Source organism: Pseudoxanthomonas sp. CF125, from assembly GCF_900104085.1.
GTDB lineage: Bacteria > Pseudomonadota > Gammaproteobacteria > Xanthomonadales > Xanthomonadaceae > Pseudoxanthomonas_A.
Window position 1 is genome coordinate 575,931 of the sequence record NZ_FNLD01000003.1, and the last position, 19,214, is coordinate 595,144.

The window sequence follows — 19,214 nt, forward strand, 5'->3', positions numbered from 1 at the left end:
GTGGCAGCTCGGGCGCGGAGCGATCCGCGCCCTTTTTTTGTCCGCGACAAAGGCCGGCTTTGCCCTGCGCGCCGCTAAGCGCGACAATGCCGGTCCGCTTCACACGCATTGCGCGCAGCCCCCGCGGCGCGCCCCGTTCAACCCCAGGAGCAACTCCATGGCAGAACCCGTCCTCACCCCGCCCGCTGGCGGCGAAACCATCACCATCAGCGGCGGCAAGCTCAATGTGCCCAACCACCCCATCATTCCCTTCATCGAAGGCGACGGCACCGGCCCGGACATCTGGCGCGCCTCCGTGCGCGTGCTCGATGCGGCGGTGGAGAAAGCCTACGGCGGCGCCAAGAAGATCCATTGGTTGGAAGTGTTCGCCGGCGAGAAGGCCAACAACAACTACGGCACCTGGCTGCCCGATTCCACCGTGCAGGCCTGCCGCGACTATCTGGTCAGCATCAAGGGCCCGTTGACCACGCCGGTCGGCGGCGGCATCCGTTCGCTCAACGTGGCCCTGCGCCAGATGCTGGACCTGTACGTCTGCCTGCGCCCGGTGCGCTGGTTCGAAGGCGTGCCTTCGCCGGTGAAGAAGCCCGGCGACGTTGACATGGTGATCTTCCGCGAGAACACCGAGGACATCTACGCCGGCATCGAATGGGCCGGCGGCAGCGCCGAGTCGCAGAAGGTGCTGGACTTCATCGCCAAGGAATTCCCGCAGCCGTTCGGCAAGATCCGTTTCGGCACGCAGGAGAAGGTCGACGAGTGGCAGAAGGCGCTGGAAAGCATCGGTGCGCCGCACCGCGAGATGACCGTGGAAGTGGGCCTGGGCATCAAGCCGGTCAGCCGCCTGGGCACCGAGCGCCTGGTGCACAGCGCCATCGGCTATGCGATCGAGAACAAGCGCAAGTCGGTGACCCTGGTGCACAAGGGCAACATCATGAAGTACACCGAAGGCGGCTTCCGCGATTGGGGCTACCAGGTGGCGCGCGATTTCTACGGCGCGGTCGAACTGGACGGCGGTCCGTGGATGGTGATCCCGGAAGGCAAGCCGGGCGCGGGCCTGATCATCAAGGACGCCATTGCCGATGCCTTCCTGCAGCAGATCCTGCTGCGTCCGAAGGAATACGACGTGTCGGCGACGTTGAACTTGAACGGCGACTACCTGTCCGACGCGCTGGCCGCGCAGGTCGGCGGCATCGGCATCGCGCCGGGCGCCAACATCAACTACGTCACCGGCCATGCCGTGTTCGAAGCCACCCACGGCACCGCGCCCAAGTACGCCGACCTGGACAAGGTCAACCCGGGTTCGGTGATCCTGTCGGGCGAAATGATGCTGCGCTACATGGGCTGGACCGAAGCTGCCGATGCGATCATCGAAGGCGTCAACAAAGCCATCGCCAGCAAGCGCGTCACCTACGACTTCGCCCGCCTGATGGAAGGCGCCACCGAAGTGAAGTGCAGCGAGTTCGCCGACGAGATCATCAAGCATCTCTGAGCGGATAGTTGTTCGTATCGAAGAGAAGCCCGGATCATCCGGGCTTCTTTTTTTCCGATGCCGTTGTCGGCGATTTTGTCGGGATTCTGAAGGTAGGTCGGGGCTACGCCCCCGACCCTGGAATTCTCGCGCGTGTCGGGGGCGTAGCCCCGACCTACGGCGTTCAGATGGTGACGGCCGCGCGGCGCTGGCGGCGCAGCATGGTCATCACCAGCATCGTGGTCAGCAGCAGGGTCGAGACGGCGAACACGCCCATGCCCAGGTATTCGCCCACCAGACCGCCCGCGGTCGCGACGGCCGCATCCTCGCCGGTCGGCATGAAGTGCGCCGCGTACATGCCGGTGTAATGCATGCCGCACACGGCCACGCCCATGACCAGCGCGCTGCCCAGCATCTGCGCCCAGCCGCGCAGGTTGAAGGCCAGCCACAGCGCCACGGTCGAAGCGACCACGGCTATCAGCACCGACACCGCGACAATATTGGTGTCGTACATGGTCGTCGCCGGCATGCGCATCGCCGCCATGCCGGTGTAATGCATGCCGGCCACGCCAAGACCCATGAACGTTCCCGCCGCCACCAGCTTGCCCCAAGAGAAGACGCCGCTACCGGCGATAGCCAGTCCGATGGTGCAGGCGCCGATCGCGAACACCGCCGACAGCACGGTCAACCCTGGATCGTAGGCGACCGGAATCTCCATCCGGCAAGCCAGCATGGCGATGAAGTGCATCGCCCAGATTGCGCCGCCGCCCATGGCCACGCCCGCCGCCAGCAATGCCTGCCAGCGTTGCGCCGAGGTGCGCGCCGCCGGGATGCTTATCGCCATCTGCAAGGCGGTGAACGAACCGAGCACCGAGACCAGGAAAGACAGTGCGACCAGCACCGGATCGTGGATACATTGCACAGCATGATCATGCGGCATGACCTTGACCTCCAGGGGTTGAACAACAGTTAGGGGAACCGGAACGATCCCGGCGTCAGACGTGGAATACGAACTTGCAGGAATCCGAACCGTTGGCCCGGCAGGCGACTTCGCTGACCCGCACCATGCCCAGATAGCCGCATTCGTTGAGCGAGCCCTCGAGGAATCCGCGCAGGAAGTGGCATTGCGGCGCCGTCGAGCGCTCCATTCCGCAGAACGGACTGCTGCCGGTCGACAGCGTTTCGCCTTCCAGCTCGGTCGGCAGCAATTGCCGCATCGCGGGCAGCGCGATGTGCTTGATCGAATCGGAAAGCGGCAACCGCGCGCCCAGCGCGAAGTCGCGCTTGTACACCCATGCGCCTACCCGCGCGCCGACGTAGCGCATGGACGCTTCGCGCTGCGTCGGTTCCATGTTGCGCTCCAATCCCATCACCGCACCGAAGATCTGCGGATAATCGCGCGCGACCTGCGGCAGCAACGCTTCGATGCGCTTCTTATCGGCGCCGCCGTTGCCGGCGCTGGCGACGGCCTGCGTTTGCGCCGGCACCGAGGGAGCGGACGCCGGTGGAAGCGACGCGCTCGCTACGGGCGCGGGCGGCGGCGTCAATGGCGCGGTAGCGTTCGGATCGTAGGGTCCGGCCTCCAGACTTTTCACCATCCAATGGGTACCCAGCTGCTCTTCCAGCGACAGCAGATTGGCCTCAGGTCCTTGCACGACAAGCGACATCAGCACGCCCGCGTCCGTGTTCATGCGGCGGTGGCGCAGCAATAGAAAACGGTTGGCGACCAGAACTTCGCCCAACGCGATCAACAAACCGTCCCGATGATCGGAAACGATCTTCAACTCGACTTCTGCCATGTATGTATTCCCCCTGCGCCGAACATGCTTGTCCGCCGTCTCATTTCATCCGCTCCCCAGCGGCTCTGAAATGCATGGAATTAAATATCATGTCCATGAATGGATTTTTTGCGACGTTATGCACACATCCCGGCAACGGTCGCAGACTCACAGAAGTGAGGTCGGTGTCTCTATCCGATGTCAGTGAAGACGATGGCGCGGACAATGAGTCGGATACGCATCGACATGAAAGGACACGATCAGGACAACGAGATCGCCGACCCGATCATCAAGCCTTTTGAACGATGCGCCTCTTGCACAAGAAAGAAGCCCGGACAATCCGGGCTTCCTTTCTTTTACCGTAGTGGCGGTTACCGTAGGTGGCGTTGCGGCACGCCATGTTCGCCACTGTCATGCGGGAGCATGCACTTCGTAATGCTGCACCGTCGGTTCGAACTCCAGCAGGAAATCCACGTCTTCGCGGTAGTACTTTGCGCGGCCGATGTCGGCTCCGGCGAAGGCTTCGATCGCCTGCGTCGATTCCCAATGGGTGACGATCATGTAATGGGTCACCGTGCCTGTCGTGCGATGCAGGATGTCCACCGACAGATTGCCCGGGGTCGCGCGATAATCGGGTACCGCGCGGGCCTGCAGGAAGGCGAGATATTCCGCTGTTTTTTCGGCGAGGGTAACGCCATGCCAGAGACGGGCGATCACGATGTCGCCTCAGCGCGCGGCAAGCGCATTGGCGACGGCCAGCTGCCTGTCCAGCACCGAGGCCTGCGGCGACAGCACCGGCGAGTGAACGATGCGCGCCGTGTTGTCCGCCAGGAACAGCGCCAGGTCGGCCGACTCCGGACGCACCGTGATCCGGGGGAGGTCTACGATGCGGTGCGCCCGGAAATAGGCGGCATCTTGCGGTGACGCGCGTACGGTGACCGCGGGCAGATCGACGATGCGGCCATCGACCGGTGCGTCGGCTGGGAAGCTTACGAGACTCGCCGCGGCCGTGGCCGTTGCCAGGAATGCCAGAACAGCGAGTGGAAAAACGAGATTGGTGTTCATGGTGTGGGCTCCATGCATTCCTGCATGGCGGTCTGCCGGCTGGTTCAGCAGGTCGCGCAGGTTTGCGATTGCAGGGTCCTGGCGCGCTTCGGCAGCCGGGACCGGGTTGCTGTTGCTGGCGCAGGTTCGTCTTCGTCGATCTGCGGGAAGGGTTCGTTGATGTCGTCGTTGTGGCCGGGCGTCACCGGACGTCCGCCCAGCAGCAGGAAATCCCGGTACAGGCGATCGGCCTTTTTCCTGAGCCCTGCGGAGATCGACTGCGGCCGACCGTTCGCTGTCGGAACGCTATGTGCGGTGGGTGCGGTACGGTCCAACGAGGCCGGGGTCGCGGTATTGCCTTCGATGAACATCATTCCGCGGCTGATGGCGCCCATTTCCCGCCACCAGGATTTGTAGAAGCTGCTGGTCATGGCATTCTCCTCTGCCGGCCCATCCGGCTTGAATGACAGCCAAGTTAGGCTCATTCTTGGTCTTGAAAAAGCGAAACTTCGGCAAGTCAGACTTGAGGTGAATTCAATATGAGCCGCCCGCCGCTGGACCAGATAGACGCCTTCGTCATCGCCGCCCGCCTGGGCAACCTGACCCGTGCCGCCGAGGCCATGCATCTGACCGTCAGCGCCCTTAGCCATCGCATGCGCTTGCTGGAGGAACGCGTCGGCCAGCGGCTCTTGGCGCGCGGCCCGCGCGGAGTGGTGCTGACCCCGCAAGGGCAACGCCTGTTCGATGCAGTGGCCGAGCCCATCGACGCCATCGAGCACGCCTTGCGCCGGCTCAGCGCGCGCACCGACAACCTGCTGACGCTCAGCCTGATCCCGTCGATGGCCACGGCGTGGCTGGTGCCGCGCCTGCCGCATTTCCTTTCCCGCCATCCCGAGCTGGGCCTGAGCCTGCAGGCGAGCACGCATGTGGTCGACTTCGAGCGCGAGCCGGTCGACGCCGCGTTGCGGCTGGGCGCCGGCAAGTGGCCGGGCATCAAGGCCGAGTTCCTGTTCGACGAATGGATCACTCCGGTGGCCAGTCCCGGCTTCCTGCAAAAGCACGGTAAACCGGCGCTGGCGAAGATCGCCACCTTGCCGTTGCTGGGCGATCCGGCCGATCGATGGAAGGACTGGTTCGCCGCGTTCGGCGGCAAGCCGCCGGCGCGGCATGTCGCCGCCTTCGACGATACCGAAACCCTGCACCAGGCCGCCGCGCAAGGCCTGGGCGTGGCGCTGGCGCGGCTGACCCTGGCGCAGCCGTTGATCGATAGCGGGCGCCTGGTGCGGCTGACCAGTAAACGGCTCAAGGCCGAGTTCGCGCATTACCTGGTTTATCCCGAACGCAGCCTGCAGCTTCCCGGTTTCCAGGCCATGCGTACGTGGTTGCTGGGGCAGGCGACGCCCGCCAAGTAAACCCGCTACCGAAGGTTGTTCGCGGACGATTGCCATTACGATGCGGCCATGGAAACCACCGAGATCTACGCCACCCTCATCCGCGATGCGTTCGAGGACTACCACGCGCGCTTCGCCGATATCAGCCGGCGGGCCAAACTGCGTTTCGAGACGCGCGACTGGGCGGCGGCGCGGGTGGATGCGGTGGAACGCATCGAGCTGTACGACCAGTGCATCGCCGAATGCATGCTGCGCCTGGAGGCCACGCTGCAGGAACGCGCGCACGACCATGCCTTGTGGTCTTCGATACGCGACGCCTACGAGCGGTTGATCGACGGCCTGATAGACCGCGAACTGTTCAAGACTTTCTACAACACCCTCACTCGCCGCTTCTTCAGCACCCAGGGCGTGGATACGACGGTGGAATTCGTGGCTCTGGATATCGAACCCACCGACGCCATCACCCATCCGGTGGAACGGCACAGCTATGCGGTGTCGGAGCTGCGCCCGGTCGATACCTTCACCCGGGTGCTGGGCGACTACCGCTTCAACGTGCCCTACGCGCACCGCACGCGGTGCGCCGCGTCGATAGCAGTACGCCTGCAGGACGATCTGGCGCACTGGGGCCCGAATCCGCTGCGTTCGGTGGAGCTGCTGGAAACGGTGTTCTACCGCGAGCGCCGTGCCTACCTAATCGGCCGCGTGTTCGGCGAACACCGCTTCTCCCCTTTCGTCATCGCACTGGTCAACGATGCCGCCGGCCTGCGCGTGGATGCGGTGCTGACCCATCGCGCCGACGTGGTGCACCTCTTCAGTTATTCGCGCAGCTATTTCCATGCCGACCTGGGCACGGTGGGCGATGCGGTGGTGTTCCTGCGCACGCTGCTGCCCGGCAAACCCATCGACGAGATCTACACCGTGCTGGGGCGCGCCAAGCAGGGCAAGACCGAACGCTTCCGCACCTTCTTCCGCCATTTTGCCGCGCAGCGCCACGAGCAATTGACCCAGGCCGAGGGCGAACGCGGCATGGTCATGGCGGTGTTCACCCTGCCCAGCTATCCGCTGGTGTTCAAGGTGATACGCGACCGTTTCGCCTACCCGAAGGAAATGAACCGCGCCGAGGTGGAAGCCAAGTATTCGCTGGTCTTCCACCATGACCGCGTCGGCCGGCTGGTGGATGCGCAGCCTTACCGGTTCCTGCGTTTTCCGCGCGCGCGTTTCGCGCCGGCCCTGCTGCAGGAGTTGCGCGAAACCTGCGCCAATGGCATCAGCGAGGACGGCGAGGACATCGTGGTGCACCTGTGCTACGTGGAACGGCGCATGCGTCCGCTGAACCTGTACGTGCGCGAGCAGTCGCTGGAGGCCGCGCGCCTGGCCGCGATCGACTACGGGCAGGCGATCAAGGACCTGGCCCGCAACAACATCTTTCCCGGCGACATGCTGCTGAAGAATTTCGGCGTATCGGGGCACGGCCGCGCGGTGTTCTACGACTACGATGAATTGTGCCTGATGACCGAGTGCAACTTCCGCGCCATCCCGCCGCCGCACCATCATGAGGAAGAGATGGAGGACGGCTGGTTCTACGCTGCGCCCAACGATATTTTTCCGGAACAGTTCCCCAAATTCCTCGGCCTGTCTCCGCCGCTGATGGAGGCGTTGAAGGCGGCGCATGGCGAGATCTTCGACGTGGAATGGTGGCGCGCTTTGCAGGCCCGGTTGCGGGCGGGCGATTATCCGGACACACCGCCTTATCCGGATGCGTTGCGGCTGGCGTAGCGTAGGTCGGCCCCGTATCGAGTACGGGGCCGGCTCTACGTGGCCGACAGAAGCTTTACCCGTGCGCCAAGAGCGTCGGGGGCGTAGCCCCGACCTACTTTGCAACGGGTCTTTGCGGAGCGCGTGCTAGGCTCGCCGCACTTTCAAACGCGGAGTGCTTTGCATGAATCGTATTTCCCTGTTTCTTGGCGTCGCCATGGCCCTGTCCGCAGCGACCGGCGCGCATGCGCAAAGCGCGCCCGCATCGGCAACCAAGAGCGAAACCACCGCCGCTTCGGCCCTGGACGCCGTGTTGGCGGGCAGCTGGCGCGATCCGGCCAACGTGGCGCGCGACGGCTACCGCCATCCGAAGGAAACGCTGACCTTCTTCGGTCTTTCGCCCGCACAGACGGTGATCGAGATCACTCCCGGCGGCGGCTGGTATTCGGAAATCCTGGCGCCTTACCTGCGCGACGGCGGTCAGTACATCGCCGCCGTGGTCGATCCGGCCAGCGTGGCCGAAGGCCGCAGCCGCGACTATCAACAGAAGAACAAGACCACCCTGGAAACCAAGTTCGGCGCTGCGTCGGCGCAGTACGGCAAAGCGAAAGTGGTGGGCTACGACCCCAAGGCGCCGGTGTTCGGCCCGGCCGATTCGGCGGATCTGGTGCTGACCTTCCGCAACGTGCACAACTGGCGCAGCGCGGGCCAGGCCGAGGGTATGTTCAAGGGCTTCTTCGCCGTGCTCAAGCCGGGCGGAGTGCTGGGCGTGGTGGAGCATCGCGCCAAGGCGGACGTGCCGGCCGACGACAAGAGCGGCTACGTGGGCCAGGCGCAAGTGATAGCGATGGCCGAGGCGGCCGGCTTCAAACTGCAGGAAAAGAGCGAGGTCAACGCCAATCCGCGCGACACCAAGGACTATCCCAACGGCGTGTGGACGTTGCCGCCGGTAAACGGCCACGAGGCCGCGGACGATGCCAAGTACAAGGCGATCGGGGAAAGCGACCGGATGACGTTGCGGTTCGTGAAGCCGGCCTCGTAAGGCTTCGGCGGGAGTAACGGTACCCCAGTAGAGTTTGAGTCGTCATCCCAGCGGTCTTTAACAGCCAAATGACTGGTCAAGCTGGGATGACGATCAAACGGATTACCTCTCGCCGGCTACGCTTTTTTCTACCTTGCTGTCCGCATGCTCATAGCCCTCAACAAACCCTTCAATGTCCTCTGCCAGTTCACCGACCGCAGCGAACCGGCGCGCCGCACGCTGGCCGAGTTTGGCTTGCCGGCGAACGTGTATGCGGCCGGCCGCTTGGATTACGACAGCGAAGGACTATTGCTGTTGACCGATGACGGCGCACTGGCGCACCGGCTGACCGATCCACGGCACAAGCAACCGAAAACCTATTGGGTGCAAGTGGAGGGCATGGTGATGGAAGAACAATTGTCGCTGCTGCGCGACGGGGTGAGGTTGAACGACGGAGTTACTCTGCCGGCCAAGGCACGCACGCTGGAGACGGCACCGGATCTGTGGCCGCGCGATCCGCCGGTGCGTTTCCGCAAAACAGTGCACGATGCGTGGATAGAACTGACCATCAGCGAAGGCCGCAACCGGCAGGTCCGTCGCATGACCGCAGCAGTCGGATTGCCGACTCTGCGGCTGGTGCGGGTTGCGGTCGGCGAACATCGCTTGAACGGACTTCCGCCCGGCCAATGGAAAGCCTTGTAGGAGCGGGCCCTGCCCGCGACGCTTTTAATTGCCACAAACAAAAGCGTCGCGGGCAGGGCCCGCTCCTACAACAACAACGTATCGTCCTCAGGCTTCGGCGGAAGGCGCCGCTGGCTTGCGGGCGCGCGGTGCGCGCGCAGTCGTCGAACTGCGCGTCTTGCCGGTGCCATTGACTCGTTTGGCTTCGATGCGCTTGGACTTGCCCTCGATCGGCGCATTTGCCTCATCTCTTTTGCGCTTGCGGTGCGCGGCATAGGCCAACACGCCAATACCCAATGCGGCGGCGACGGCCACCACCGGGTTACGGCGGACGAACTTCACCGCCACGCGGCCGCCGGTTTTCACGGCACCCATCGCGGCGCCGGTCTGCAGGAGTTTGCTGGCGCTGGGTCCGACGTGCTTGAGACTGGTACCGGCTTGGCTGACCAGCTCCATGGCGCGGTCGGTAATGATGGTGAGCCTGCTCATATGTGTCGTCCCATAGTTCCTGTGGAAGGTTTGCAGTGTCCGCCGTCGGATGTTCAAAGCGTGTTAGCGCGTGCGTGCGTGGCCTACCCCACGCTGAATGCGCGGCGTCATGTGCCGCGCGGCTTAGCGCGGTGCGTGGCCATCGCGGTCCAGGGATCATCAGGCCACGGATGCCGCGGATACCTTCCCTTCATCTCCTTCTTCACTTCCGGATAAGTGCGCTCCCAGAAACCGCGCAGATCCTGGGTGACCTGCAACGGCTTTCCGCCCGGCGACAGCAGATGCAAGGTGACGGGGATGCGCCCGTCGGCGACGCGCGGCGTATCGGCCAGGCCGAACAGTTCCTGCAGTTTCACCGCCAATACCGGCGAATGGCCGTGCGTGTATTCGATCTTGCGCTCCATGCCGGACGGCACCGCGATGCGGACGGGCGCGAGCTGATCCACCCGCTGGCGCTGGCTCCAGTCGAGACCGGACTTCAGGGCGTCGGCGAGTTCTTCTTCGCCAAGAGCATCCAGGCGGGTCTTGCCGACAAAGGCCGGTCTGAGCCAATCGGCCAGGGAGGCGATCAACGCTTCATCGGAGAGATCGGGCAGTCCGAGTTCCGGCATCCATTGGCGCAGCGAGCGAACCCGCTCCCGCCATTGCCGCAACGGCTCGCTCCATGGCAGCGAATCCAGCCCCAGTTCGCGCACCGCCTCGGTCAATGCGGCGGCGGCGTGCTGCGGATCGACACGGCCGGCCGGTCTGGTTTCCAGCACTATCTGATCGAAGCGGGTCTCGCGCTGCGCTTGCAGCACGCGCCTGGCCGCGTCCCAGCGCACTGCGTCTTCGCTGACGAAACGTTGTGGGAAGTCGTGGCGCAACCGTGCTTCGTCGACAGGCGCGGCGCGCAGAATCAGTGCGTCCTTGGTTTCGTAGCGCAACTCGCTGGCCACTATCCAGGGTTCGCCGTAGATCGCGCTGTCGTCGAACACCCGGGCCATGCGTCCGTTGGCCAACTGGTAGCGGCGCGGGTCGAGTGGGTGCTGATGCGCGATGCGGTCGGGAAAGGCATGCGCCAGCAGATCGCCGAGACGGTGCGCTTCGATGTCTCGCGGTGGCGTGCTGTCGACACGCAGGCGGCGACGCCACTGTTTGGCTGCCGCATCGATGGCAGCCAGACCGGAACGGTGCGCGTCGCCGGCAACGCGGCCTTGCCGGAAGGAGGACAGCGCACGCCAGCGCGCGGCCAGCGCATCGCCACCATTGCGCAATGGATCGCGCGCTTCCACCAGTGCCGCCAGATCGCAGGCCAGCGCCCGGTCTTCTTCGCCCTGCGCCGACAGCAGCATCGCCGCCAGACGCGGATGGGTGCCGAGCGTGAGCATGCGTTTGCCCAGCGCGGTAATGGAGTCCGACTCGGCCAATGCGCCCAGGCGACGCAATAGGTCGCGCGCCGCCGACAGCGCGCCTGCCGGCGATGTGTCTACGAAGCGCAAGGCGTCGCTGCCCCATGCCGCGAGTTCGAGTGCGAGCGACGCCAGCTCGACTTGCGCGATCTCGGGACGGCGCTGCGGTTCCAGCCGTTGCGACTGCGGCCACAGGCGATACGCCCAGCCTTCGGCGACACGGCCCGCGCGTCCGGCGCGCTGGTCGGCCGAAGCTTGCGAAATGTTGACGATCTGCAGTCGTGCGAAACCGCTGTTGGGGTCGTAGCGCGGCTCGCGCGCCAGGCCGCTGTCGATCACCACGCGCACGCCGGGCAGGGTGACGCTGGATTCGGCGACGTTGGTGGCCAGCACCACGCGGCGGCGGCCTTGCGGATCGGGTTGCAGGGCTTGGGATTGTTGTTCGATGGAGAGTTCGCCGTGGAGGGGGAGGACGACGATCTCTTTCCCTTCTCCCACTGGGAGAGGGTGGCAGGCAGCGCCGGGTATCGAAGCCGCCTCAAGCGGCTGAGGTGCGGCGAAGTCAGCCATGTCCGAACCATCGCTACTCCGCCGTACCCTCACCCCAACCCCTGTCCCGGGGGGAGAGGGGCTTAAAGCCGCCTCTACTCGCGCTATCTCCCGCTGCCCCGGCAAGAAAACCAGCACATCGCCCGGATGCTTTTCCAGCGACTCTTCCACCGCGCGCCTGGCCTGCGATTCGAGCGATTCGTCGCGTCGTCCCGGGAAGTGCGCGACAGTCACCGGATAACTGCGGCCTTCGCTGCTCAACCTGGGCGCGTCGAGGAAGCGGGCGAGCTTCTCGCTATCGAGCGTGGCCGACATCACCACGATGCGCAGATCCTCGCGCAACTGCTCCTGCACATCGAGCGCCAGCGCCAGGCCCAGATCGCCGGCGAGGTGGCGTTCGTGGAATTCGTCGAACAGCAGCGCGCCGATACCCTCCAGCATCGGATCGTCCTGCAGCATGCGGGTGAAGATGCCTTCGGTGACCACTTCTACGCGGGTACGGGCGGAGACCTTGTTCTCGAAACGGATCCGGTAGCCCACGGTTTCGCCCACCGCTTCGCCCAGCTGCCCGGCCATGAAACCGGCGGCGGCGCGCGCGGCTACCCGGCGCGGCTCCAGCATCACTATCTTGCGTCCGGCCAGCCACGCCTCGTCGAGCAAGGCCAGTGGCACCTGGGTGGTCTTGCCGGCGCCGGGCGGCGCTTCCAGCACCAGACGCGGATGCGCCGCCAGCGAGGTGCGGATCTGCGGCAGCAGGGCCTGGATGGGAAAAGACGGCAATACCATCGACAAAGGCTAACGGTAACGCGCGTCGATTGCAGGCCCGAACTGCGATGGGATGCGGTGGCGGCCGTCATCTGCATGGGCTAGATTCCGGACAGACCCCTTCGAAAGGATTCGCCGATGTCGTCTAAGTCCGCTTTTTCCCACCTGCTCGCCCTCGCTCTGCTGCCGCTGTGCGGCCACGCCCACGCCGAGGTCTTCATCAACGAATTGCATTACGACGACGCCACCGCCAGCGGCGATGTCGGCGAACGCATCGAGGTGGTGGCCACTGCCGGCGAAAGCCTCGGCGCCTACCGCATCTATCTGTACAACGGCTCCTCGCCGGGCTCTGCGACCACTTACGACAACGATCTGGTGCCCGCCGGCAGCCTGGTGAACTGCGGCGGCAGCGTGCGCATCGCCACGCTCAGCTATCCCAGCAACGGCATCCAGAACGGCAGCAACGATGGCCTGGCGCTGGTCAACGGCAGCGGCGCCGTGGTCCAGTTCCTGAGCTACGAAGGCGCCATCACCGCCAGCAACGGCCCGGCCGCAGGCCTCACCAGCAGCAACCTGCCGGTGTCGGAAACCGGCAGCACCGCCGCCGGCACTTCGCTGCAACTGGGCGGCAGCGGCGCCCTGGCCAATTTCACCTGGCGCAGTTCGGCTACGCAGACTTTCGGCGGCTGCAACAACAACCAGAGTTTTTCGGCGCCCAATCCGCCGCCGGCAGTGACCAGCACCAATCCTGCCCAGGGTGCGACCGGCTTTCCCGCCGCGGGCGATCTTTCGGTCGGCTTCAGCGAATCGGTAACCCTGGCCAGCGGCGCCTTCACCCTGGTCTGCGGTACTTCGGGCAATGTGCCGTTGAGCCATGCAAGCTCCGGCAGCGCCTTTCTGATTTCCACCAATACCGCGCTGTACGGCGGCGAAAGCTGCGCCTTCCGCGTAGTGGCCAGCAAAGTCTCTGATGCCGGCGGCGCGCATCCCGCGCAGGACACGGCGATCGATTTCAGCGTCGCCGGCGGCGGCGGCGGTGGCGACTACTATTCGCACGTCAACGCCAGCAGCGCACAGCAACTGCGCTGCTCGCTGCACGCCACCATCAAGGGCCACACCGCGTATCCGTACAGCGGCGGCACCACCAACACCTGGACCATCCTGGAGATCGCCGACGAAGACCCCAACAACGCCGGCCGCATCCTCGACGTCTACCGCAACCGCAGCTACCTCAAGGGCAGCGAGCGCGCGGGCACCGGCAGCGGCATCACCTACAACCGCGAGCATACCTGGCCCAACTCGCTCGGCTTCGGCAGCGCCACCGGCGATCTGGGCCTGCCGTATGCGCCGTACACCGACACCCACATGCTGTATCTCAGCGACACCGGCTACAACTCCGATCGCGGCAACAAGCCGTATGCGGCCTGTGCGCAGTCGTCCGGCTGCAGCGAGCGCGCCACCGAAGCGAACAACGGCTTCGGCGGCGGCAGCGGGACCTACCCGGGCAACGGCAATTGGTTCAAGGGTCCGGACGGCAACAGCGGCTCGTTCGAAACCTGGGGCCATCGCCGCGGCGACATCGCCCGCGCCGTGCTGTACATGGCGATCCGCTACGAAGGCGGCACCCATCCGGGCACCGGCCAGTCCGAGCCGGATCTGGAACTGACCGACAACCGCAGCCTGATCGTCATCACTTCCGCCTCGCCCGCTTACATGGGTCTGCTCTCCACGCTGCTGGCATGGCATCAGGCCGATCCGCCGGATGCGGCCGAGCAGGAGCGCAACGAGGTGATCTACAGCTTCCAGGGCAATCGCAACCCGTTCATCGATCATCCCGAGTGGGCGACCAATGCTTTGTTCACCTCGTCCAAACCCGCAACCTGCCAGTTGAACTGATCGCCACTGACGAAAACCCCTCTCCCGCTTTGCGGCGCCCGAAGGGTGTGCAAGGCTGGGAGGGGAGCGCGAAGCGCAGGGTGAGGGCCCGGCTTTTCGCGAAGAACTTGGCCATTCTCCCCAGAATCGGGAAGAGAAACCCAAAGCTCGCCACACCCTCTAAACTTCGCCGCATGCAACTTATCGACATCGGCGCCAACCTCACCCATGACAGTTTCGACCCCGACCGCGACGCGGTTCTGCAGCGCGCGCGCGATGCCGGGATCGTGCAGATGGTGATCACCGGCGCCAGCCGCGAGCATTCGCCCAAGGCGCTGGCGTTGGCTCAGGCGCACCCGGGCTTTTTGTTCGCCACCGCCGGCGTGCACCCGCATCACGCGCTGGAATACACCGACGAATGCGACGCTGAGATGCGCACCCTGCACGCGCATCCGCAAGTGGTGGCGGTGGGCGAATGCGGCCTGGATTACTTCCGCGACTTTTCCCCGCGCCCGGCCCAGCGCAAAGCATTCGAGCGCCAGCTACAGCTTGCTTCGGAGAACGGCAAGCCGCTGTTCCTGCACCAGCGCGACGCGCACGCCGATTTCATGGCGGTAATGAAGAACTTCGAGGGGCGGATCGGGCCGGCGGTGGTGCATTGCTTCACCGGCACCCGCGAGGAAATGTTCGATTACCTGGACCGCGACTGGCACATCGGCATCACCGGCTGGCTATGCGACGAGCGCCGCGGCCTGCACCTGCGCGAGCTGGTGAAGAGCATTCCCGCCAACCGGCTGATGATCGAAACCGACGCGCCCTACCTGCTGCCGCGCACGGTCAAGCCAAAGCCTTCGCACCACCGCAATGAACCCAGGTACCTGGCTCACATCGTGGAAGAGCTGGCGCGCGATCGCGGCGAGGACGTGGCGACCACGGCGGCGATAACCACGGCAAACGCGCGCGAGTTCTTCCGCCTGCCGTAGGTCGGGGCTACGTCCCCGACGCTCGGCCAATTTTCAGAGCGTCGGGGACGTAGCCCCGACCTACAGGCGTCATTCCTTCGGCACCGGGGTCGACTGGTGAATGACCAGCTGCCAGTGCCCGTCACGGCGCACGAATACGTTGAGGAAGCGCAGCGCCATGGCGCCGTAATTTCCCTTGTAGGTGCCGGCCACGTTCTCGATACCGGTCACCAATGCCGTGTCGCCGTACACGGAGACTTCCATGTCCTGGTCTTCGACTCGATCCGGCTTCAGTTCTCCCGAAGCGAATACTCCGATATCGGCCTCGCGGCTTACGACCGAGCCATTCATGGAATGGACGCGGAATTCTTTGGCGTACAGGCGCTCGAGATACGCGACATCGCGCTTGACCCGCGCCGCCGCCCATTCGTCCTGGATCCTGAGCAGTTCCTTCCCGCTCTCTCCGGCAGATTGAGCAACACCAGGGGCAGTCGGGGCGAGCCACAGCGCAACCACAACCGCTGCCGATTTCACCAGGGAGGTGAACTCGATCATGGGATTCTCCTGGGTGGCATGGACTTCACCGCGAAGCATTCGTCTGCGCGACCGTGCGGGTGGATTCGCGTACGGATGGCTCCATCACCAGCCGAACCCGCGTTACGCCCTCGCGCTGGCAGGCGCGGCGGGCTTCGGACATCAGGCGGGCGCGGGTGGCATAGACCTGGCTGAAGTTGTACTGACCGGTTGTCTCGCCGACTTCGCGCTGGCTGGGCAGGGCCGGTTTGGCGCAATCGACCACGATGCTGGCTTCGCCAACAGGCACTTCGGTCGCATGGGTGGAAGCGATGCCGAAGGAGGAGGACAGGGACAGAAGGGTGAGGCAGGTGCGGATGTTCATGGCGGTTTCCTTGGCGGTGAACCGGGTCGTTCCCGGCGTCGCCAGCTTCCTGCCGCCACGCCGGCCGGTCTTGAGGACGCCCGCAGGCTGCGCAGATGCTTTGTCGGAAAAGCTTGGGGAATGCTTAGGCCGGGCCAATGGGCTTTGCGCGTATGCTTGAAAGCACAGGGTTTTTTCGACAATACCCGCCATGCCCCCACCCCAACCGGCCAATCTAGCCTTCGACGATGTGGTGATCGATTTCGCCGGCCGCCGCTTGTTGCGCGGTGGCGCCGAGCAGCCGCTGGAGCCCAAGGCCTTCGCCGTGCTGTCCTTGCTGGCGTGCGCGCCCGGGCAGGTCTTTACCCGCGACGACATCCTGGATGCGGTCTGGGGTCATCGCCATGTCACCCCGGGTGTACTGAACCGGGTGGTGACCCTGCTGCGGCATGCGCTGGGCGAAGACGCGCAGCATCCGCGCCTGCTGCATACCCTGCATGGCACGGGGTATCGTTTCGACCTGCCTGCGCGGGAGGAGGCGGCCGATTCCGTGACGCTGCAGGAAGAGCGGCGTGTCCAATCCGATCGTCGCGCTCTGGAGGTTGACGGCTCGGGCGCAATCCCGGCACCGAGCGGCAAGCGTCGTCTTTGGCTGATTGCCGTGGTCGTGGCGGCGTTGTTGGCGGCAGTGCTGGCCTGGTGGCGTGATGCGTCTTCTCCGCCCCCGGTTTCCCCCGCTCCGAAAGCCGGGCCGGCCACTATGCCGACCCTGGTGGTGATGCCTCTCAAAGCCATCGGCAACGACGGTGCCGGCCGCGAACTTGCCGACGGCCTGGGCGAAGAATTGATCGGCACGCTGGCGCAGATCGACGGTCTGCGCGTGATCGCGCGCGAGTCCACCGTGATTGCCGCGGCCGAATCCACCGACCCGACCCGACTGACCCAGCGCCTGGGCATCACCCATGCCCTGGAAGGCAGCCTGCAACAGGCCGGACAGCACCTGCGCATTCGCCTGCGCCTGATCGAGGCCGGCAGCGGCCGCGCGCTATGGGCCAGGGATTTCGACCGCGATGCCACCGAAGTACTGGCCCTTCAGCGCGAGATCGCGCAGGCCGTGGCGACTTCACTCACCTTGAAGATGGGCCTGACGGCAGGATCAACGGCGAAAAGCGGCGATGCCGAATTTCTGCGCCGCTATCTGGCCGCGCAAGCCTTGCTGCGCAGCCGACAAGGCGCCGTCGATAGAACGGTCGAACCGGCGGAAGCCGAATTCCGCGCATTGATCCGTGAGCGTCCGGACGATGCGCGCGCCCATGCGGGACTGGCCTCAGCACTGGGTACGCGCGCCTACCGGCGCCCGCATCTGGCCGCCGCGCTGCGCGCCGAGGCCATGCAGGAAGCCGCCATCACCCAGCGGCTGGATCCGTCCCTGCCCGAACCTTACTTCCTGCAGGCCACCGCGGCATGCCGCGACAACCGATGGGAGCCTTGTCTGGCTTTGCTGGCGAAAACCACCACGCTGGCACCGAACTTCTATCCGGCCCGCTACCAGCAAGCCATGACAATGTCGCAACTCGGTTACCTGCAGCAAGCCGAGGCGATAGTGCGCGAGGACGTGGCGCGCGATCCCATCAATCCAGGCAAACGCTTTACCCTGGGCCGTATCCTCGACACTCTGGGACGGCACGAAGACGCGCGTGCGCAGTTCGAGCGCAGCGATATCTTCGCCGTCTACGGGCGTTGGTTCAACGCGGTCTGGCGCAAAGACTACGCCGCCGCCGTACGCATCGCCGAGCAGGATTTGGGCAACGAGGCCCTGCGCGATACCGAAGCCGGACGACTCAAGGCGTCCTACGTCGCCAGCTCTCGCGCGCTGGTCGATCCGTCGTTTTGGCCGCAGGCCGAGGCCGAGATGCGTACGTTCGAAGCGAAGACCGGGCTGCTGAACTTCAATCGCGTGCTGATGCCCGACGCCGGCAACCACGCCGCCGAACTGATCCACAAACTCGACGTGCTGCGCGAGCGCTCGTATTCGAGCTGGGACCTGTTGCTGTGGACCAAGGACCTGGCCTATCTGCGTCGCGATCCTGCCTTCCAGGATTATCTGCGCGACAACGGCATTCTGGCCTACTGGAAGAAGCACGGTTTTCCTGAGCAATGCCGCCCGCAGGACGAGGGTGCCGTTTGCGATTGACGGATTACGCGATCAGTCCCGCTTCGTAAGCCTGCAGGTGGCACCACGCCGCCGCCAACAGCGGCGCCTGCTGTTGCGCCTGCTGCGCGCGATGCAGCATGTCGCCGACGATGTGCGCTGCTTCCACTTTCTGTCCTGCCTCCAGGTCGCGCAGCATCGACGCCTTCACCGGCGAATCGGATTGCGTGAGCGTGGCCAGCGCCGTGGCCTGCGCGGTTTCTGGAACGGCTTGGCCGGCCGCTTCGGCTACCGCCGCGCATTCGCGATACAACGCATGCATGAAGTCGGCACCGCCCTCGCCTGCCACAATGCGCCCCACGCTGGCGCGCATCAGGCAGGTCCCTGCAGCCAGCGTGGCGAGGAAGCTGTATTTGATCCAGAGCTGCTGGTTGATGTCCGCGGCAGCGAGATGATCCAGCCCGGCTCGTTCGCAGAGCAGCGCGAAGTCGCGTACACGCTGGCTGTCGGCATCGCCTTCGCGTTCGCCGAAGGTGATCGAGGCCGGCTTGCCCAGATGCAACACTTCGCCATCGGGTCCTTTCGTCGCGCTGATGAAGCACAACCCGCCCAGCACACGTTCGCGTCCGAAGCGCGTGTCCAACGCCGCATAGTGCAGCAGACCGTTGAGGATGGGCATGACCGTGGTTTGCGGGCCAACCGCAGGAGCGATGGCGTCGAGCGAGCTGTCCAGGTCGTAGGCCTTGCAGCTGAGCAACACCAGATCGAATGGCTTTTCGGCCGCCAGCGGCTTCAGATTTTCGGCGACGACGTACGCGACCGGAAAATCCGCATCGCCGAGCGGGCTGCGGATCTGCAGCCCGTTGCGCTCCAGTTGCAGCGCGCGCGCAGAGCGCACGAGAAAAGTCACGTCCGCTCCGGATTGCGCCAGTCGACCACCGAAGTAGCCTCCGGTTCCGCCCGCTCCCAACACCAGGACTCGCATGCAATGCTCCTCGCTTTGTAGAGCCGAGCTTGCT

The 19,214-nt window shown here is 65.0% G+C and carries 18 protein-coding genes; 8 read left to right on the forward strand and 10 right to left on the reverse strand.

The window, feature by feature from the left end; genetic code table 11:
• Nucleotides 1-157: 157 nt before the first annotated feature.
• Nucleotides 158-1,486 carry an isocitrate dehydrogenase (NADP(+)) gene (icd, locus tag BLR66_RS16080; protein ID WP_093289357.1) on the forward strand — a complete coding sequence of 443 codons (1,329 nt, stop codon included), beginning with the start codon at nucleotides 158-160 and terminating at the stop codon, nucleotides 1,484-1,486.
• 163 nt (nucleotides 1,487-1,649) lie between these two features.
• Here icd and BLR66_RS16085 read toward each other — a convergent pair whose 3' ends face one another.
• The 5 genes from BLR66_RS16085 to BLR66_RS16105 form a co-directional block, all read right to left on the reverse strand.
• A complete protein-coding gene (locus BLR66_RS16085; RefSeq protein ID WP_093289360.1) occupies nucleotides 1,650-2,405 on the reverse strand; it encodes an MHYT domain-containing protein in 756 nt (251 codons plus the stop codon).
• Between the two features lie 55 nt (nucleotides 2,406-2,460).
• Complete coding sequence (locus BLR66_RS16090; protein ID WP_093289363.1) at nucleotides 2,461-3,264, reverse strand: V4R domain-containing protein; 804 nt, start codon at nucleotides 3,262-3,264, stop codon at nucleotides 2,461-2,463.
• 390 nt (nucleotides 3,265-3,654) lie between these two features.
• Nucleotides 3,655-3,960 carry an antibiotic biosynthesis monooxygenase family protein gene (locus BLR66_RS16095; protein ID WP_093289366.1) on the reverse strand — a complete coding sequence of 102 codons (306 nt, stop codon included), beginning with the start codon at nucleotides 3,958-3,960 and terminating at the stop codon, nucleotides 3,655-3,657.
• A 9-nt stretch (nucleotides 3,961-3,969) separates the two neighbouring features.
• Nucleotides 3,970-4,308, reverse strand: coding sequence for a hypothetical protein (locus tag BLR66_RS16100; protein WP_093289369.1), 339 nt, complete (start codon nucleotides 4,306-4,308; stop codon nucleotides 3,970-3,972).
• Between the two features lie 44 nt (nucleotides 4,309-4,352).
• A complete protein-coding gene (locus tag BLR66_RS16105) occupies nucleotides 4,353-4,718 on the reverse strand; it encodes a hypothetical protein (protein ID WP_093289372.1) in 366 nt (121 codons plus the stop codon).
• A 108-nt stretch (nucleotides 4,719-4,826) separates the two neighbouring features.
• On the opposite strand from BLR66_RS16105, the gene BLR66_RS16110 reads away from it, so the two are divergent.
• From BLR66_RS16110 to BLR66_RS16125, 4 genes are all read left to right on the forward strand, one after another.
• Complete coding sequence (locus BLR66_RS16110; protein ID WP_093289375.1) at nucleotides 4,827-5,699, forward strand: LysR substrate-binding domain-containing protein; 873 nt, start codon at nucleotides 4,827-4,829, stop codon at nucleotides 5,697-5,699.
• A 48-nt stretch (nucleotides 5,700-5,747) separates the two neighbouring features.
• Nucleotides 5,748-7,454 carry a bifunctional isocitrate dehydrogenase kinase/phosphatase gene (gene aceK, locus BLR66_RS16115; protein WP_093289910.1) on the forward strand — a complete coding sequence of 569 codons (1,707 nt, stop codon included), beginning with the start codon at nucleotides 5,748-5,750 and terminating at the stop codon, nucleotides 7,452-7,454.
• Between the two features lie 196 nt (nucleotides 7,455-7,650).
• Nucleotides 7,651-8,475 (forward strand): class I SAM-dependent methyltransferase, encoded by an 825-nt coding sequence (locus BLR66_RS16120; RefSeq protein ID WP_093289911.1) that lies wholly within the window; start codon nucleotides 7,651-7,653, stop codon nucleotides 8,473-8,475.
• Between the two features lie 144 nt (nucleotides 8,476-8,619).
• The gene (locus BLR66_RS16125) at nucleotides 8,620-9,156 is read left to right on the forward strand and encodes a pseudouridine synthase (protein ID WP_093289378.1); all 537 of its coding nucleotides are present in this window, start codon (nucleotides 8,620-8,622) and stop codon (nucleotides 9,154-9,156) included.
• An 87-nt stretch (nucleotides 9,157-9,243) separates the two neighbouring features.
• On the opposite strand, the gene BLR66_RS16130 is transcribed toward BLR66_RS16125, so the two are convergent.
• Both BLR66_RS16130 and hrpB read right to left on the reverse strand, forming a co-directional pair.
• Nucleotides 9,244-9,624 carry a hypothetical protein gene (locus BLR66_RS16130; protein WP_255402719.1) on the reverse strand — a complete coding sequence of 127 codons (381 nt, stop codon included), beginning with the start codon at nucleotides 9,622-9,624 and terminating at the stop codon, nucleotides 9,244-9,246.
• 107 nt (nucleotides 9,625-9,731) lie between these two features.
• Nucleotides 9,732-12,350 (reverse strand): ATP-dependent helicase HrpB, encoded by a 2,619-nt coding sequence (gene hrpB / locus BLR66_RS16135; RefSeq protein ID WP_176943922.1) that lies wholly within the window; start codon nucleotides 12,348-12,350, stop codon nucleotides 9,732-9,734.
• Nucleotides 12,351-12,467: 117 nt separating this feature from the next.
• On the opposite strand from hrpB, the gene BLR66_RS16145 reads away from it, so the two are divergent.
• On the forward strand, nucleotides 12,468-14,225 hold the full coding sequence (locus BLR66_RS16145; protein ID WP_093289381.1) for an endonuclease: 1,758 nt from the start codon (nucleotides 12,468-12,470) through the stop codon (nucleotides 14,223-14,225).
• A 173-nt stretch (nucleotides 14,226-14,398) separates the two neighbouring features.
• A complete protein-coding gene (locus BLR66_RS16150) occupies nucleotides 14,399-15,187 on the forward strand; it encodes a TatD family hydrolase (protein WP_093289385.1) in 789 nt (262 codons plus the stop codon).
• A 69-nt stretch (nucleotides 15,188-15,256) separates the two neighbouring features.
• Here the strand turns inward: BLR66_RS16150 and BLR66_RS16155 are convergent, their stop codons facing one another.
• Together BLR66_RS16155 and BLR66_RS16160 are read right to left on the reverse strand one after the other, a co-directional pair.
• The gene (locus BLR66_RS16155; protein ID WP_176943923.1) at nucleotides 15,257-15,721 is read right to left on the reverse strand and encodes a nuclear transport factor 2 family protein; all 465 of its coding nucleotides are present in this window, start codon (nucleotides 15,719-15,721) and stop codon (nucleotides 15,257-15,259) included.
• A gap of 25 nt (nucleotides 15,722-15,746) precedes the next feature.
• A complete protein-coding gene (locus BLR66_RS16160) occupies nucleotides 15,747-16,064 on the reverse strand; it encodes a hypothetical protein (protein WP_093289390.1) in 318 nt (105 codons plus the stop codon).
• A gap of 190 nt (nucleotides 16,065-16,254) precedes the next feature.
• Between BLR66_RS16160 and BLR66_RS16165 the strand changes: the two genes are divergently transcribed.
• A complete protein-coding gene (locus tag BLR66_RS16165) occupies nucleotides 16,255-18,237 on the forward strand; it encodes a winged helix-turn-helix domain-containing protein (RefSeq protein ID WP_093289393.1) in 1,983 nt (660 codons plus the stop codon).
• A gap of 4 nt (nucleotides 18,238-18,241) precedes the next feature.
• Here BLR66_RS16165 and panE read toward each other — a convergent pair whose 3' ends face one another.
• Entirely contained in the window at nucleotides 18,242-19,180 is a 939-nt protein-coding gene (gene panE, locus BLR66_RS16170; RefSeq protein WP_093289396.1) for a 2-dehydropantoate 2-reductase, read from the reverse strand.
• Nucleotides 19,181-19,214: the final 34 nt, after the last annotated feature.

Excerpts from the sequence above, each read along its gene's own strand:
- BLR66_RS16105 (WP_093289372.1), bottom strand. The coding sequence starts at position 4,718 with ATGACCAGCAGCTTCTACAAATCCTGGTGGCGGGAAATGGGCGCCATC.
- panE (WP_093289396.1), bottom strand. The coding sequence starts at position 19,180 with ATGCGAGTCCTGGTGTTGGGAGCGGGCGGAACCGGAGGCTACTTCGGT.
- BLR66_RS16160 (WP_093289390.1), bottom strand. The coding sequence starts at position 16,064 with ATGAACATCCGCACCTGCCTCACCCTTCTGTCCCTGTCCTCCTCCTTC.
- BLR66_RS16125 (WP_093289378.1), top strand. The coding sequence starts at position 8,620 with ATGCTCATAGCCCTCAACAAACCCTTCAATGTCCTCTGCCAGTTCACC.
- icd (WP_093289357.1), top strand. The coding sequence starts at position 158 with ATGGCAGAACCCGTCCTCACCCCGCCCGCTGGCGGCGAAACCATCACC.
- BLR66_RS16165 (WP_093289393.1), top strand. The coding sequence starts at position 16,255 with ATGCCCCCACCCCAACCGGCCAATCTAGCCTTCGACGATGTGGTGATC.
- BLR66_RS16120 (WP_093289911.1), top strand. The coding sequence starts at position 7,651 with ATGGCCCTGTCCGCAGCGACCGGCGCGCATGCGCAAAGCGCGCCCGCA.
- BLR66_RS16145 (WP_093289381.1), top strand. The coding sequence starts at position 12,468 with ATGTCGTCTAAGTCCGCTTTTTCCCACCTGCTCGCCCTCGCTCTGCTG.
- BLR66_RS16100 (WP_093289369.1), bottom strand. The coding sequence starts at position 4,308 with ATGAACACCAATCTCGTTTTTCCACTCGCTGTTCTGGCATTCCTGGCA.
- BLR66_RS16110 (WP_093289375.1), top strand. The coding sequence starts at position 4,827 with ATGAGCCGCCCGCCGCTGGACCAGATAGACGCCTTCGTCATCGCCGCC.
- hrpB (WP_176943922.1), bottom strand. The coding sequence starts at position 12,350 with ATGGTATTGCCGTCTTTTCCCATCCAGGCCCTGCTGCCGCAGATCCGC.
- BLR66_RS16090 (WP_093289363.1), bottom strand. The coding sequence starts at position 3,264 with ATGGCAGAAGTCGAGTTGAAGATCGTTTCCGATCATCGGGACGGTTTG.
- BLR66_RS16150 (WP_093289385.1), top strand. The coding sequence starts at position 14,399 with ATGCAACTTATCGACATCGGCGCCAACCTCACCCATGACAGTTTCGAC.
- BLR66_RS16085 (WP_093289360.1), bottom strand. The coding sequence starts at position 2,405 with ATGCCGCATGATCATGCTGTGCAATGTATCCACGATCCGGTGCTGGTC.
- BLR66_RS16130 (WP_255402719.1), bottom strand. The coding sequence starts at position 9,624 with ATGAGCAGGCTCACCATCATTACCGACCGCGCCATGGAGCTGGTCAGC.
- BLR66_RS16155 (WP_176943923.1), bottom strand. The coding sequence starts at position 15,721 with ATGATCGAGTTCACCTCCCTGGTGAAATCGGCAGCGGTTGTGGTTGCG.
- aceK (WP_093289910.1), top strand. The coding sequence starts at position 5,748 with ATGGAAACCACCGAGATCTACGCCACCCTCATCCGCGATGCGTTCGAG.